Source organism: Kosakonia sp. CFBP8986, assembly GCF_034044935.1.
GTDB classification, from domain to species: Bacteria; Pseudomonadota; Gammaproteobacteria; order Enterobacterales; family Enterobacteriaceae; genus Kosakonia; species Kosakonia cowanii.
In genome coordinates this window covers 141553-156279 of the sequence record NZ_JAXCXB010000003.1, presented here as the reverse complement: position 1 = coordinate 156279, position 14727 = coordinate 141553, and the positions used below count along the sequence as shown (strand labels likewise).

The window sequence follows — 14727 nt, the reverse complement described above, 5'->3', positions numbered from 1 at the left end:
AAAAGAGCGGGCATTAAGCCCGCTCCTCTTCGTTGAACCCGCGCCCGGTTTCCCGGGCACGTGTTCGGCAGCCATTACATCATGCCGCCCATACCGCCCATGCCACCCATACCGCCAGCAGCACCTAAATCAGGCGCGTCGCTTTTCGGCAGATCGGTAACCATGCACTCGGTAGTGATCATCAGACCGGCTACGGAAGCCGCGTACTGCAGTGCAGAACGGGTTACTTTAGTCGGATCCAGGATACCCATGTCGATCATGTTGCCGTACTCTTCGGTCGCTGCGTTGTAACCGTAGTTACCGTCGCCCGCTTTAACCATGTTCGCAACAACAGACGGCTCTTCGCCGCAGTTCAGCACGATCTGACGCAGCGGGGATTCCATTGCGCGCAGCGCAACTTTGATACCCACGTTCTGGTCTTCGTTCTGGCCTTTCAGCTCAGCCAGTTTGCTGGCTACGCGAATCAGCGCTACGCCACCACCGGCAACCACGCCCTCTTCAACGGCAGCACGGGTTGCGTGCAGCGCATCTTCAACGCGGGCTTTCTTCTCTTTCATCTCAACTTCGGTCGCAGCACCTACTTTGATTACCGCAACGCCGCCTGCCAGTTTCGCTACGCGCTCCTGCAGTTTTTCACGGTCGTAATCGGAAGTGGCTTCTTCGATCTGCTGACGAATCTGCGTTACGCGGCCCTGAATAGCGGCCTCTTCACCCACGCCATCGATGATGGTGGTGGTGTCTTTGTTGATGACAACGCGTTTCGCCTGACCCAGATCTTCCAGGGTCGCTTTTTCCAGCTCCATACCGATCTCTTCAGAGATAACGGTACCGGCAGTCAGGGTTGCGATATCCTGCAGCATTGCTTTACGACGGTCGCCGAAGCCCGGTGCTTTCACCGCAGCTACTTTCACGATGCCGCGCATGGTGTTCACCACCAGGGTCGCCAGCGCTTCGCCTTCCACATCTTCAGCGATGATCAGCAGCGGTTTGCCTGCTTTAGCAACGGCTTCGAGAACCGGCAGCATTTCGCGGATGTTGGAGATTTTCTTATCAGCCAGCAGGATGAACGGGCTTTCCAGTTCTACTGCGCCAGTTTCCGGCTTGTTGATGAAGTAAGGGGAGAGGTAGCCACGGTCGAACTGCATACCTTCAACCACGTCCAGCTCGTCCTGCAGACCGGTACCGTCTTCAACGGTGATCACGCCTTCTTTACCGACTTTATCCATCGCTTCAGCGATCAGTTTACCTACGGTTTCGTCGGAGTTAGCGGAGATGGTACCAACCTGAGCGATAGCTTTAGAGTCAGAGCATGGTGCGGAGAGCGCTTTCAGCTCTTCAACGGCAGAGGCGACAGCTTTGTCGATACCGCGTTTCAGATCCATCGGGTTCATGCCCGCAGCAACGGCTTTCAGACCTTCAGTGATGATGGACTGTGCCAGAACGGTCGCGGTGGTGGTGCCGTCGCCCGCAGCGTCGTTCGCTTTGGAGGCCACTTCTTTCACCATCTGCGCGCCCATGTTTTCGAACTTGTCTTCCAGCTCGATTTCACGTGCTACGGAAACACCATCTTTGGTGATGGTCGGTGCACCGAAAGATTTATCCAGAACCACATTACGGCCTTTCGGACCGAGGGTAACTTTCACTGCATCTGCCAGAACATTCACGCCGCGCAGCATTTTTACACGAGCGTCGTTACCGAATTTTACGTCTTTAGCTGCCATTTTCTGTATTCCTTAAATTCGTTCAGGTTCGTTCGCGCGCGTTGTTACGCTTCAACAATTGCCAGAATGTCGCTTTCGGACATAATCAGCACTTCTTCGTTGTCGATCTTCTCAGCCTTCACACCGTAACCATCGTTGAAAATCACGATATCGCCCACTTTCACGTCCAGCGGCTGAACAGTACCGTTTTCCAGGATGCGGCCCTTACCGACAGCGATGATTTCGCCACGAGTTGATTTGCCTGCCGCAGAACCGGTCAGAACGATACCGCCAGCAGATTTAGACTCAACTTCCTTACGTTTGACGATCACACGATCATGTAACGGACGAATACTCATTTGATAGCTCTCCTTTGAGAAAGTCTTTATCAGTTATGGTGAGGCCGGGTCCATGCGGTTATCCGGCTGGTGACCTGAGAGATGGGGTTAGGCCTCTCCCCCTTCAAGGGGTAAAACAAAAAAAATTTTCGAAAATGCAATCGGCTGCCCCCTCCCTTTCCTGGCGGGGAACGGCGAGCCATAAGTAAAACAGCTTGTGCTACCATCGAGGCTCCCGATAAGAGACAAACAGAAAAAATGAGCGGATTAAAACAAGAGCTGGGGCTGGCGCAGGGTGTTGGACTACTCTCTACCTCGTTACTGGGCACCGGGGTCTTCGCCGTTCCGGCGCTGGCCGCACTGGCCGCCGGTAACAGTAGCCTGTGGGCGTGGCCATTACTCATCGTGCTGGTTTTTCCGGTGGCGATTGTCTTTGCCATTCTCGGACGCCACTTCCCCAGCGCTGGCGGCGTCGCCCACTTTGTCGGCATGGCGTTTGGTCCACGTTTGCAGCGGGTAACCGGCTGGCTGTTTCTCTCGGTGATCCCGGTTGGGTTGCCTGCGGCCCTGCATATCGCTGCCGGTTTCTGGCAGGGGCTCTTTGGCTGGCAGGGGCCGATGCTGCTGATGGCGGAGCTGATGACGCTGGCGCTGATCTGGCTTATCGGTACGCGCGGCGCCGGCTCCAGCGCCAACCTGCAATCCATTATCGCCGGGCTGATCGTTGCCCTGCTGGTCGCCATCTGGTGGCGCGGCGGCATTACGCTGCACGATATCCCCTTCCCCCCGCTCGGCGAGATTACCCTCCCGGAGATGTCCGCTTCATTAGCGGTGATGTTCTGGTGTTTTGTTGGGCTGGAGGCGTTCGCCCATCTCGCCTCGGAGTTCAAAAACCCGGAGCGGGATTTCCCGCGTGCGCTGATGATTGGCCTGCTGCTGGCGGGCACCGTCTACTGGGCCTGTACCGTGGCGGTGCTGAAATTCGATCTCTGGCATCACCTGGGCGCAGCGGCTTCGCTGCCGGTGATTGTCGTCGATCTCTTTGGCAAGCAGGCGCTGTGGGTGGCCTGCATTATTGGCTATCTCGCCTGTTTCGCCAGCCTCAATATCTATATTCAGAGCTTCGCGCGGCTGGTGTGGTCGCAGGCGGCGTACAAACCCGACAGCGCGCTGGCAAAACTCTCGGCGCGCCAGCTGCCGCTTAACGCCCTCAACGCGGTCATTCTCTGCTGCGTGGCCTGCACGCTGGTCATTTACGCTTTCAACATCAATCTCGACACGCTGATCATCTATGCCAACGGCATCTTTATCATGATCTACCTGCTCTGCATGCTGGCGGGATGTCGCTTGCTGAAAGGGCGCAATAAGGCGCTGGCGATGTTGGGGAGCGAGCTCTGCCTGCTGTTGCTGATCATTCCAGGCTGGAAGAGTTTGTATGCGGTGGTGATGCTGGCGGCGCTGTGGCTCTTTCTACCGAAGCGGCGCACCACAACGGTTCGTTCTGTGTCGGAATAAAAAAATGCCCGGCGAGGCCGGGCAGCGGAGCTTAACGATCGTCTTTATGATCCAGACGGTTGTTGGGGTCATCTTTACGCTGATATTCGCCTTCAAAGGTGTCGCCACCGCCAAACCCGGCGCCTGCGCCCGGCCCGCGCGAAAAGCGAAGGTGGGGCATCAGCTTGAGGGTGATCAGCTTCTGCACCGGCGGCACCAGCAGCAGCAGGCCGAGGAAGTCAGTAAAGAAACCGGGCAGCAGCAGCAGCAGGCCAGCGATCACCAGCGACACGCTCTTGATCATCTCGGCCGCCGGGCTTTCACCCGCCGCCATCTTCTGCTGCATCGCCATCAGATTTTTAAAGCCCTGGTTGCGCACCAGCGACATGCCGATAACCGAGGTGAAGAGCACCAGGATAAGGGTCATCAGCACGCCAAAGACGTGAGCCACCTGGATGAAGATCGAAATTTCGATGTAAACGTATAAGAAAAAAGCAATAAACGGTATCCAGCGCACTGGCTTCTCCTGTGAACGAGCAACGGTCATCTCACCGTTGCTAAAATGAGTCTGCGAATTCGCATAAGGATGAGATGGTGGCAAAGTTGAAAAATTCAATTTCACCGGCGGTGTAAAGTTTTGTTTGTTACGCAGCGGTGACTTATTTCACATATTGGTAATTATGATGGGTCCAGTAAGATAATAAGTGATCCCGATTACGGCAATTCGCCCGCGCCAGCATATAATTTCACTCTTCTGGCCGATTGAGGGAATAATCGTCGGTCGAAAAAGACACATAACCACATAAATATTGTGTGATTGGTGTATTCATTCGTAGCTTGAAAAAGAAGGTTCACATGTTAAACAACATTCGTATCGAAGAAGACTTGTTAGGTACCAGGGAAGTGCCAGCGGATGCCTACTACGGCGTGCATACTCTGAGAGCGATTGAAAACTTTTATATCAGCAACAACAAGATCAGTGACATCCCTGAGTTTGTTCGTGGCATGGTGATGGTGAAGAAAGCCGCAGCGCTGGCGAACAAAGAGCTGCAAACCATCCCTAAAAGTATTGCTAACGCTATTGTTGCCGCATGTGATGAGGTGCTGAACAACGGCAAATGCATGGACCAGTTCCCGGTTGACGTCTATCAGGGCGGCGCGGGCACGTCTGTGAACATGAACACCAACGAGGTGCTGGCAAACATCGGCCTTGAGCTGATGGGTCACCAGAAAGGGGAGTATCAATTCCTCAACCCGAACGATCATGTCAACAAATGCCAGTCCACCAACGATGCCTACCCAACCGGGTTCCGCATCGCGGTCTACACCTCGGTGGTCAAACTGATCGACGCCATCAAACAGCTTGGCGAAGGCTTTGAAAACAAAGCGGTGGAGTTCAAAGATATCCTGAAAATGGGCCGTACCCAGCTGCAGGATGCGGTGCCGATGACCCTCGGCCAGGAGTTCCATGCCTTTAACGTGCTGCTGAATGAAGAGACCAAAAACCTGCTGCGTACCGCGGAACTGCTGCTCGAAGTGAACCTCGGCGCAACGGCTATCGGTACCCGCCTCAACACGCCGGATGGCTACCAGCAACTCGCCGTGCAGAAACTGGCGGAAGTGAGCAACCTGCCGGTAGTTGCCGCAGAAGATCTGATCGAAGCGACCTCCGACTGCGGCGCCTACGTAATGGTGCACAGCTCGCTGAAACGCCTGGCGGTAAAACTGTCGAAAATCTGTAACGACCTGCGCCTGCTCTCCTCCGGGCCGCGCGCCGGGCTGAACGAGATTAACCTGCCGGAACTGCAGGCAGGCTCCTCCATTATGCCGGCCAAAGTGAACCCGGTTGTGCCGGAAGTGGTAAACCAGGTCTGCTTTAAAGTGATCGGTAACGACATCACCGTCACCATGGCTTCCGAAGCGGGTCAGCTGCAGCTGAACGTGATGGAGCCGGTGATTGGCCAGGCGATGTTCGAGTCGATCCACATCCTGACCAACGCCTGCTACAACCTGCTGGAAAAATGCATTAACGGCATCACCGCCAACAAAGAGGTGTGTGAAAGCTACGTCTATAACTCCATCGGTATCGTCACCTACCTCAACCCGTTTATCGGCCACCACAATGGCGATATCGTCGGCAAGATCTGCGCCGAAACCGGGAAGAGCGTGCGTGAAGTGGTGCTTGAGCGCGGATTGCTGACGGAAACGGAACTGGATGATATCTTCTCTGCCCAGAACCTGATGCATCCGGCCTATAAAGCGAAACGCTATACCGATGAAAGCGAACAGTAACCTTCCCCCAGGTTAAAAAATATGAAAGGCACGTCCTCCGCGACGTGCCTTTTTCTTTTGGGTGGTTACTTACCAATAACAATTTCATATCACTTGGAAAACAAGGAAGCCCACTATGTTTGCTGCAGAGCTTGTCCTCGTCTTACTTGCCATCTACCTTGGCGCCAGGCTCGGGGGGATCGGCATTGGCTTTGCCGGTGGCCTCGGGGTGCTGGTGCTGACGCTCTTTTTTCAAATTAAACCCGGCGCCATCCCGTTTGACGTCATCGAGATCATCATGGCGGTCATCGCCGCGATTGCCGCCATGCAGGTGGCGGGCGGGATGGATTATTTAGTCAGCCTCGCCGAGCGACTGCTGCGCCGCCATCCGAAGTACATCACCTTTCTCGCCCCGCTGGTCACCTGGTTCATGACCATCCTGGCGGGTACCGGCCACACTGCCTTCTCAACGCTGCCGGTGATTACTGAAGTGGCAAAAGAGCAGGGCATCCGCCCCTCGCGCCCGCTCTCTATCGCCGTGGTAGCGTCACAAATCGCTATTACCGCCTCGCCCATCTCTGCGGCAGTGGTCTTCTTTGCCGGTATCCTTGAGCCGCTGGGCGTCAGCTACCTGACGCTGCTGGCGATCTGTATCCCCGTCACGCTGATTGCCGTGATGCTGACCGCCATTGTCTGTAACTTCCTCGGCTGCGAACTGAAGGACGACCCGGTCTACCAGGAGCGGCTGGCGAAAGGGGAAGTGAAGCTGCGCGGCGAGCAGGTGTTCGCCCTGAAGCCCCACGCCAAACGCTCGGTGATGCTCTTTCTGGTCGGTATTATCGCCGTGATGCTCTACGCCACCGCCATCAGTCCGACGGTGGGGCTTATTGCCAACCCGGTGCTGCCGCGTAACGAAGCGATTGTGGTGTTTATGCTGACCATCGCCACGCTTATCTGCCTGAGCTGCAAAGTCGATACCGGCGAGATCCTCAACGCCGGTACCTTTAAATCCGGCATGAGCGCCTGTATCTGCGTGCTCGGCGTGGCGTGGCTCGGCGATACCTTCGTCAAACACCATATTGAAGATATCCAGATGGTGGCAGGCGATCTGCTGCACAGCTACCCGTGGCTACTGGCGGTGGTGCTCTTCTTTGCTGCTACTCTGCTCTACTCGCAGGCGGCGACCACCAAAGCGCTGATGCCTGCCGCGCTGCTGCTTGGCGTCTCCCCGTTGACCGCCGTGGCTTCCTTTGCCGCCGTGTCGGCGCTGTTTGTGCTGCCAACCTACCCGACGCTGCTGGCGGCGGTCGAGATGGATGACACCGGCTCAACGCGCATCGGCAAATTTGTCTTCAACCACCCCTTCCTGATACCCGGCGTGATCGCCATCGCGCTCTGCGTGGTGCTCGGCTTTATCTTCGGCACTATCTTGTTGTAAAAGTCTATAAATCGGGCTGCCCGGCGGCCCGATCTTCCCGCGTCGCATGCTATAGTCCCTGCTTTCGCTTTCAGGAGGTTGAGAATGAACACGCCCGACGCCGTTGTTGTACTCTGCACCGCTCCGGATGAAGCCACCGCCCAGGATCTGGCGGCCAAAGCGCTGGCGGAAAAACTCGCCGCCTGCGTGACGATCCTCCCCGGAGCGACCTCGCTCTACTACTGGGAAGGCAAGCTGGAGCAGGAGTATGAAGTGCAACTGCAGCTGAAAACCGACGTTGCGCACCTGGACGATCTCTTCGCCTGCCTGAAATCGCACCACCCTTATCAAACCCCTGAACTGCTGGCGCTGCCGGTTTCTCACGGAGAGCACGACTACCTCACATGGCTCAACGCATCCTTACGCTGATCCTGCTGTTATGCAGCACATCCGCTTTCGCCGGGCTGTTCGACGCGCCCGGCCGCTCTGACTTTGTGCCTGCCGACCAGGCGTTCACCTTTGATTTTCAACAGCATCAACATGACCTGACGCTCAACTGGCAGGTGAAAGAGGGTTACTACCTCTACCGCCAGCAGATCCGCGTCACGCCTGCGCAGGCGCAGATCGGCGCGCTCGATCTGCCGAAGGGCGAGATGCATGAAGATGAGTTCTACGGCAATACCGAGATCTATCGCCAGAAGCTGAACCTGCCGCTAAGCATCGCGCAGGCGGGGAAAGGCGCGACGCTCACCGTCACTTATCAAGGCTGTGCCGATGCCGGTTTCTGCTACCCGCCGGAGACCAAAGTGGTGCCGCTGATGGAGGTCGCTGCCGCGCCGGTGGTCGAACCCAAAGCCGCACCAACGACTGAGACTGCGCCCGAGCGCCCGCTGCCCTTCTCCGCCCTCTGGGCGCTGTTGATCGGCATCGGTATCGCTTTCACTCCCTGCGTATTGCCAATGTACCCGCTGATTTCCGGCATTGTGCTCGGCGGCAAACAGCGCCTTGCCACGCCGCGTGCGCTGCTGCTGGCCTTTATTTATGTGCAGGGGATGGCGCTGACCTACACCGCACTGGGGCTGGTGGTGGCCGCCGCCGGGCTGTCGTTCCAGGCCGCGCTGCAACACCCCTACGTGCTTATCGGCTTGTCGCTGCTGTTTAGCCTGCTGGCGCTGTCGATGTTCGGCCTCTTTAACCTGCAACTGCCTTCCGCGCTGCAAACCCGCTTAACGCTGTGGAGCAACCGCCAGCAGGGCGGCTCCGTCGGCGGCGTGTTCGCCATGGGGGCGATTGCCGGGCTTATCTGCTCGCCCTGCACTACCGCGCCGCTCAGCGCCATCCTGCTCTATATCGCCCAGAGCGGAAACCTTTGGCTCGGCAGCGGCACGCTCTACCTTTATGCCCTCGGCATGGGCCTGCCGCTGATCCTTGTGACGGTGTTCGGCAACCGCCTGCTGCCGAAAAGCGGGCCGTGGATGGAGCAGGTCAAAACCGCCTTTGGCTTTGTGATCCTCGCCCTGCCGGTCTTTTTACTGGAGCGCGTGCTGGGCGAAGCCTGGGGACTGCGGCTCTGGTCATTGCTCGGCGTCGCCTTCTTCGGCTGGGCCTTTATCACCAGCCTCAACGCCACGCGCCCCATCATGCGGGTGCTGCAAATCGCCCTGCTCGGCGCGGCGCTGGTTTGCGCTCGTCCATTGCAGGACTGGGCTTTTGGCGCGCCCGCGGCACAGGCGCATGCGCCGCTGGCCTTCACATCAGTGAAAACCGTCGACGATCTCAACCGGGCGCTGGCGCAGGCCAATGGTCGGCCTGTCATGTTGGATCTCTATGCTGACTGGTGCGTGGCCTGTAAAGAGTTTGAGAAGTACACCTTTAGCGACCCGAAAGTGCAGGCGACGCTGAAAAACACGCTGTTATTACAGGCCAACGTGACGGCCAATGACGCACAGGATGCCGTGCTTCTGCGCCATCTGAATGTGCTGGGGTTACCTACCCTGCTCTTTTTTGACGCGCAAGGGCGAGAGCAGCCAGCGGCCCGGGTGACCGGGTTTATGCCTGCCGACGCCTTTGCCGACCATTTGCGCAATCACGCCCCGTAAACAACACTTGGTGGGGTAGTTTGACGCAGTAACGGAGGAGACCACTGTGCAACGCGAAGACGTTTTAAGCCAGACATTGCAACTGCTTGAATTAAGAGGCATTGCGGACACCACTCTTGAAATGGTTGCCGAGCGCGTCGACTATCCGCTGGAGGAGTTCCGCCGTTTCTGGCCCGATAAAGAGGCGCTGCTCTATGATGCGCTGCGCTATTTAAGCCAGCAGATCGATACCTGGCGCCGCCAGCTGCTGCTGGATGAGAGCCTTAACCATGAACAAAAACTGCTGGCGCGTTACGCCGCGCTGACCGAGTGCGTGAGCAACAACCGCTATCCGGGCTGCCTGTTTATCGCCGCCTGCGCCTTCTTCCCCGCCCCGGATCACCCGATTCACCAGCTGGCGGATCAGCAGAAGCTTGAAGCGTATAACTTCTCTCACAAGCTGCTGAACGAGCTGGAAGTGGACGATGCGGCGATGGTGGCGAAGCAGATGGAGCTGATCCTGGAAGGGTGTCTTAGCCGTATGCTGGTCAACCGCAGCCAGGCGGATGTCGACACCGCCCAGCGGCTGGCAGAAGATATTCTGCGCTTTGCCCGCTGCCGCAAGGGCGGCGCGCTGACCTAAGCGCTCAGCAACCCCGCCCACGCGGAGAGAAACAGGCACAGCGCCATCACGCGCTGAAAGGCGACAAGTGACGCCGGGGTGCGGAACAGCCGGTTAACGGCTTTGCCGAGCAGCGCCCAGGCGACAAGGGAGATGAGCGAGATCAGGAAAAACGATAGCGCCATCACCGAGACCTCGCGCAGCGGATGACCGCTGTGTGGGGCAAACAGGCTCACTACCGCTAACGCCATCATCCAGGTTTTCGGGTTGATGAGTTGTAATATCGCCGCCGCACGTATGCTGAAGGGCTGCTGCGCCTCACCGTGCAGATCGGTGGCCGGCGCACGAAACAGCTGCCAGCTCATCCAGCTTAACCACGCCACGCCCGCCCAACTCATCACCGTTCTCACCAGTACATGTTCCTGCAATATCTGTCCTGCGCCCGCACCGGAGATAAAGACAATCGCGCTGGCGGCAACGCAGGCGCTCACCACCGCAGGCAGCGTGGCTTTGACGCCAAAGCGCTGGCTGCTGGCGAGGATCAGGATATTGGTCGGGCCGGGGGTGATCGACGCGACAAAGGCGAAGAGCAAAAACGGCAGGAAGGTAGAGATCAGGGTCATTGTCAGGCTCCTTAGGTGTCAGCCTGTCAATGTCGCGTTATTTTATGTCATCGTCTGGAAGGTTTGTGCAGAGCCTGCGGTAGTGCGCCGGAGAGAGACGATAAGCGCGCTGGAACCAGCGCCCAAGATGGCTCTGATCGGCAAATCCCACGGCAGCAGCGACATCCGCGGGCAGATCGCCCCGCGCCAACTGCGCACGCGCGGTGGTCAGGCGCAACTGCACAAGCCAGGCGTGCGGGCTTAAACCGAACTCGCGCTTAAAGCAGCGCGTCAACGTAAAGCGATCGGTGCCGGTTTCGCGCGCCAGGTCCGTTAAGCCAATATTGTCGCCGATATGCGCATGAAGATAATCCCGCGCGCGATGGGCAATTGCCACGCTCTGGATCTGCGTCGGGATGCGTTTGCGCCACTGGCAGTGGTGCGTCAGCTCGCCAAGCAGCGCATCCATCGTCCCCTGCTGGACAATGCGCATCTCATCGCTGTGCAGCGCAGAGAAGGTTTGCGCAATGGTGCGAATCAGCCGCGGTTCACGGGCGATGGTATGGGAAAAGTGCAGCGCATAACTGGAAGGCACCGCGTCATACAAGCCACGCAGCGTGGTGTTGAGCCAGCGATCGTCGAGGTAAAAGGTGAGATAGGTAAAGCCGCCCTCTACCGGCGCATCGCCATCGTGGATCTCGCCCGGCTCGAGTAAAAAGGCGTCACCCGGTCGGCTATGGTGCCGCTCGCGACGGCAGTGAAACTGCTGAGTGCCAGACAGCGTAATACCCACCAGATAGCTGTCATGCCAGTGCGGGTCATACGCATGCCCCTCGAAATGGGCGCGGATGGTTTCAATCCCCGTATCCGCATGCTGTCGCAGCTCAAGCCAGTCTTTAGACATTTCGCCTCCGTATACTATCGAAAAGTAGCATTCATCACCGTAATGTAAAAGTCTGGAAGATTTGTGCAGCCCCCGATTTTCGGCGCGGTTTTGCGCGTTTTGCCGCAAAGTTGAGCAACTGAAAGGGATTTCGGGAAATTTGGTTGACGCCCACGGGCGATTACGGTTTAATGCCGCCCGTTGCCCGGATAGCTCAGTCGGTAGAGCAGGGGATTGAAAATCCCCGTGTCCTTGGTTCGATTCCGAGTCCGGGCACCACTATTTAAAGAACCCAGCCTATGGCTGGGTTTTTGCTTTCCTGCGACCGGACTCTTCATCGAACTTCGTTCGATTATTCGCCGCGAGCGGCTCACCCCTTCGGGGCCAGCGCGACAAGCGCGCTGTTCAACGCCTGCGGCGCTAGTCCGGGTCCGGGCACCACTATATGCGGTTTTTATTTATAAATTAACAGGGTGCAAAGATATGTTATTTATTGAGGTAAAAAAAGCAACGTTTTCACCTTCATTTGGGGCATCAGATACTTCTAAAAAAATAATACCTCCCCCTACCCTGATAGCTAAAACCCCATCATCTTCATAGGCTATGATCTTTCCGAAGAATAAAAGATTATTTCCTACAACATCAATTTTGGAAGTTTCCTGCACTGAAATATCAATATTTTTACCCCATTGAAAAATATCATCTATATCTATTTCAACGTCATAGGTATTACCTTGTCGCGGCGGCATTCCGACCCATGTAGCCGCTCCACAGCCTAAAGCAGAGGTAAACTCAACTTTATGCTCATCAACTGCAGTAATCATTATTTCTGTCATTTTAAAATTGGCACCCTTACAACAAGATTATCCGCATTCATTACATTGTTTATAGGTTCCAATGTCCATATTTCTTCATGGTAACGATGTTTAGTCGGTTTACTATTCATTTCATGACTACCATAACGAATACTTCTCTTGCCGTCAGCAGATACTATCCTGTCTGGATCTGGCATCCACATTCCTGGAAAGGTGTTTGTATGGGGGCCAGCACCAAGGAACTCATCCCATCGATTAAGAGCATTTTCTGGTTTAACCGGTTTAGTAAGTGAATAAAACCAGAAGTAATGCCGGAATGATATGGTTTCACAATCCCGGCACTGCTAGTTATTCACTAGGCATCATTTTCTGCATACTTAATCAGTCGCAGACATTTTTCCTCAACCGTTGGCTCCTTGTCTAAATGTGATGTCCAACCTTCCAAAAACTCACTAGCAAGGAAAATTTCCAGAAAATATTCAGCACCTACTTTTGAGGCTTCATCTGGTATGCCCCCCTCATCCGGCTCATCTGCAACAATTGCAATAGTATCAGGATGCCATGGCTGCTTCGCGTAGATGGTTTTTTCTTCCTCGAAACTATTTAACCGATCAATTAAATCACTTAATGTCATTCTATTTCCCCTATACCGCATATCCGCCGTAGCCATCAAGATGAAATATTTTCCAGTACCCGCTTCCTGGAGTGTGTTGAGATCTCGGGACTAATCGCATCGTTCCCTCCTCAATTTCATGGTGCCGTATCCCCCCTCAGGCAGCCTTCTGGGAGCAATCCCTGTATGCGTACGCTCTGGTTTAATACCTAACTTGTTAAGTTGTTCTGCAAAAGCACTATCATTTTCCATAGCCTTTTGCGGATGCGCCAGCCAAGCGCGTCATAATGATAGACCGCCTGCTGCTGAAAGGTGCGCTTACCGTCACGCAGGTAGCTGGCATGGATGATTTCGCCGATTGCCAGGCTGCCGCCGAGCACAGCCTCTGTGCGCTTGCCCGTTTTCCAGCCCTTGAGATGTTTCGCCATCAGAGCCATCTGGCGGTCGATATAGGCCGCCAGCGTTTCGCCGGGGTTCTGCGTGTCGCGGAAGATATTGAGCGCCGGTGCATCCGCGCCGGGTGGCGTGAACACATTCTGAAAACCAGACGCGAAAATGAGAGTTCCCGCGCAGATATTATTCCCCGATGAGGTACAGATATGGCCTGTAACTTCCCTATGTTAACACGGTGAGCTCCCACTCAACCTCACCCCGTGCATTGATGGTGTCTCTTCTTATCTGAGAGGGAATTCGTGATGAGCGTGCCGCAAACCAAAGCTGAACTGCTTTCCGCTATCGATAAAAATTTCGCTAAATTAATGAGTTACTTAAATAGAATCCCACCGCAAATCACGTCAGAGCTTTCCATGGAGGGTCACGCTAAAGGGACAACGATGAGCGTGCATAACCTGGTCGCCTATCTGCTCGGATGGAACAAGCTAGTCGTGAAGTGGATAACCAATGATGCCACAGGCCTGCCTGTCGATTTCCCGGAAACGGGGTACAAGTGGAACCAGTTGGGTCTCCTCGCGCAAAAGTTTTACTCGGATTACAGCGCGTTAAGCTATGGCGAGCTGGTTGAAGAACTGCAACGCGCCAAAAGTGAAATCGTCCAGCTTATTGATGCGCGCACGGATGAGGTTTTGTATGGAAGACCGTGGTACACGAAATGGACGATGGGCCGGATGATCTCATTTAACACTTCCTCGCCGTACGCCAACGCGAATGGGCGTTTAAGGAAGTGGGCGAAAGATAAGGATCTGCTTTTGAAGTGATTATCAGCGTTATTAAGTGGACACTAACTCCCTAAAATTGTGGTGTTGGTGTCCACTTAATTCCAGATTTAAAGCGCGCTCAGCACCCCTTCTTTCACCGCTTTTACCGCCTGCTTCATCTGCTTTAACTCTTGCCGCAGGGCATGCTCATTGTCGTTATCGGGGATCAGCACAATGCAGTCTCCGGCGATTTTCACGGTAACGCCTTTGCCGGTGGTGAACCCGGCTTCTTTCAGCCATTTGCCGCTCAGGTTGAGGCAAGGCGTGCTGGTATCGCCCTGATTAGGGGCATAGCCGACGGTGTAGCGGCGTTCGGTTTTGGGGAATGGGTGAGCCTGGGTAGGGATCGTAGCCATAAGGGCAGCCTCCGATGAGTAATGATTATTACCGTCACCAGAGGTTCCAATCTCTTGGGTGGCGGAATCGGGCGGGGTTGGAACTACCGGCCTCATCGATACCGGCGCGTCTTGCGACGCCCCCGCCCGACCCACCATTGAGGTGTAGCCGAACGCACGACATAAAAAAAGCGTGAACGCGCTATATGTCGCCGATGAAGTCATTCAGGGTTCCAATCCCGGCACCTGATTTTGCAGGTGCCGGTGAAAAATAGCGCTGATGCCCAAAGCCGACAAGCGGTTTTACTTCTTCCTGCAAAACAAAGTGTTATTCCGGAATTTGCC

The 14727-nt window shown here is 55.6% G+C and carries 17 protein-coding genes and 1 tRNA gene; 8 read left to right on the top strand and 10 right to left on the bottom strand.

Annotated elements, in window-relative coordinates; all coding sequences use genetic code 11:
- Positions 1 to 74: 74 nt before the first annotated feature.
- Entirely contained in the window at positions 75 to 1721 is a 1647-nt protein-coding gene (gene groL, locus SOM48_RS07490; RefSeq protein WP_320511722.1) for a chaperonin GroEL, read from the bottom strand.
- Positions 1722 to 1765: 44 nt separating this feature from the next.
- On the bottom strand, positions 1766 to 2059 hold the full coding sequence (locus SOM48_RS07485) for a co-chaperone GroES (protein WP_007372708.1): 294 nt from the start codon (positions 2057 to 2059) through the stop codon (positions 1766 to 1768).
- A 237-nt stretch (positions 2060 to 2296) separates the two neighbouring features.
- Between SOM48_RS07485 and yjeH the strand changes: the two genes are divergently transcribed.
- Positions 2297 to 3553 carry an L-methionine/branched-chain amino acid transporter gene (gene yjeH / locus SOM48_RS07480; protein ID WP_320511721.1) on the top strand — a complete coding sequence of 419 codons (1257 nt, stop codon included), beginning with the start codon at positions 2297 to 2299 and terminating at the stop codon, positions 3551 to 3553.
- A gap of 31 nt (positions 3554 to 3584) precedes the next feature.
- On the opposite strand, the gene SOM48_RS07475 is transcribed toward yjeH, so the two are convergent.
- Positions 3585 to 4049, bottom strand: a complete 465-nt coding sequence (locus tag SOM48_RS07475; protein ID WP_042718491.1) for an FxsA family protein — start codon at positions 4047 to 4049, stop codon at positions 3585 to 3587.
- 338 nt (positions 4050 to 4387) lie between these two features.
- Here SOM48_RS07475 and aspA point away from each other — a divergent pair, with 338 nt between their 5' ends.
- From aspA to SOM48_RS07450, 5 genes are all read left to right on the top strand, one after another.
- Positions 4388 to 5824 (top strand): aspartate ammonia-lyase, encoded by a 1437-nt coding sequence (aspA, locus tag SOM48_RS07470; RefSeq protein WP_023478344.1) that lies wholly within the window; start codon positions 4388 to 4390, stop codon positions 5822 to 5824.
- Positions 5825 to 5939: 115 nt separating this feature from the next.
- Entirely contained in the window at positions 5940 to 7241 is a 1302-nt protein-coding gene (locus tag SOM48_RS07465; protein ID WP_076769014.1) for an anaerobic C4-dicarboxylate transporter, read from the top strand.
- Positions 7242 to 7325: 84 nt separating this feature from the next.
- The gene (cutA, locus tag SOM48_RS07460) at positions 7326 to 7649 is read left to right on the top strand and encodes a divalent cation tolerance protein CutA (protein WP_320511720.1); all 324 of its coding nucleotides are present in this window, start codon (positions 7326 to 7328) and stop codon (positions 7647 to 7649) included.
- Positions 7625 to 9319, top strand: coding sequence for a protein-disulfide reductase DsbD (locus tag SOM48_RS07455; protein WP_320511719.1), 1695 nt, complete (start codon positions 7625 to 7627; stop codon positions 9317 to 9319). Before cutA ends, SOM48_RS07455 begins: the two co-directional genes overlap by 25 nt.
- A gap of 46 nt (positions 9320 to 9365) precedes the next feature.
- Positions 9366 to 9941, top strand: a complete 576-nt coding sequence (locus SOM48_RS07450; protein WP_023478395.1) for a transcriptional regulator — start codon at positions 9366 to 9368, stop codon at positions 9939 to 9941.
- Here SOM48_RS07450 and SOM48_RS07445 read toward each other — a convergent pair.
- Together SOM48_RS07445 and SOM48_RS07440 are read right to left on the bottom strand one after the other, a co-directional pair.
- On the bottom strand, positions 9938 to 10543 hold the full coding sequence (locus SOM48_RS07445) for a LysE family translocator (protein WP_320511718.1): 606 nt from the start codon (positions 10541 to 10543) through the stop codon (positions 9938 to 9940). The two genes, SOM48_RS07450 and SOM48_RS07445, sit on opposite strands and share 4 nt — an antisense overlap.
- 37 nt (positions 10544 to 10580) lie before the next feature.
- Positions 10581 to 11426 carry an AraC family transcriptional regulator gene (locus tag SOM48_RS07440; RefSeq protein ID WP_054803055.1) on the bottom strand — a complete coding sequence of 282 codons (846 nt, stop codon included), beginning with the start codon at positions 11424 to 11426 and terminating at the stop codon, positions 10581 to 10583.
- A 182-nt stretch (positions 11427 to 11608) separates the two neighbouring features.
- Between SOM48_RS07440 and SOM48_RS07435 the strand changes: the two genes are divergently transcribed.
- Positions 11609 to 11684, top strand: a tRNA-Phe gene (locus tag SOM48_RS07435).
- 179 nt (positions 11685 to 11863) lie between these two features.
- Here SOM48_RS07435 and SOM48_RS07430 read toward each other — a convergent pair.
- From SOM48_RS07430 to SOM48_RS07415, 4 genes are all read right to left on the bottom strand, one after another.
- Positions 11864 to 12241 carry a hypothetical protein gene (locus tag SOM48_RS07430; protein WP_320511717.1) on the bottom strand — a complete coding sequence of 126 codons (378 nt, stop codon included), beginning with the start codon at positions 12239 to 12241 and terminating at the stop codon, positions 11864 to 11866.
- The gene (locus tag SOM48_RS07425) at positions 12238 to 12417 is read right to left on the bottom strand and encodes a hypothetical protein (RefSeq protein ID WP_320511716.1); all 180 of its coding nucleotides are present in this window, start codon (positions 12415 to 12417) and stop codon (positions 12238 to 12240) included. Before SOM48_RS07425 ends, SOM48_RS07430 begins: the two co-directional genes overlap by 4 nt.
- Positions 12418 to 12575: 158 nt before the next feature.
- The gene (locus tag SOM48_RS07420; protein WP_288881700.1) at positions 12576 to 12854 is read right to left on the bottom strand and encodes a hypothetical protein; all 279 of its coding nucleotides are present in this window, start codon (positions 12852 to 12854) and stop codon (positions 12576 to 12578) included.
- Positions 12855 to 13042: 188 nt separating this feature from the next.
- A complete protein-coding gene (locus tag SOM48_RS07415; RefSeq protein ID WP_320511715.1) occupies positions 13043 to 13366 on the bottom strand; it encodes a DcrB-related protein in 324 nt (107 codons plus the stop codon).
- Positions 13367 to 13528: 162 nt separating this feature from the next.
- On the opposite strand from SOM48_RS07415, the gene SOM48_RS07410 reads away from it, so the two are divergent.
- On the top strand, positions 13529 to 14047 hold the full coding sequence (locus SOM48_RS07410; RefSeq protein ID WP_320511714.1) for a ClbS/DfsB family four-helix bundle protein: 519 nt from the start codon (positions 13529 to 13531) through the stop codon (positions 14045 to 14047).
- 68 nt (positions 14048 to 14115) lie between these two features.
- Here SOM48_RS07410 and SOM48_RS07405 read toward each other — a convergent pair whose 3' ends face one another.
- Positions 14116 to 14607, bottom strand: coding sequence for a SymE family type I addiction module toxin (locus tag SOM48_RS07405; RefSeq protein ID WP_320511713.1), 492 nt, complete (start codon positions 14605 to 14607; stop codon positions 14116 to 14118).
- Positions 14608 to 14727: the final 120 nt, after the last annotated feature.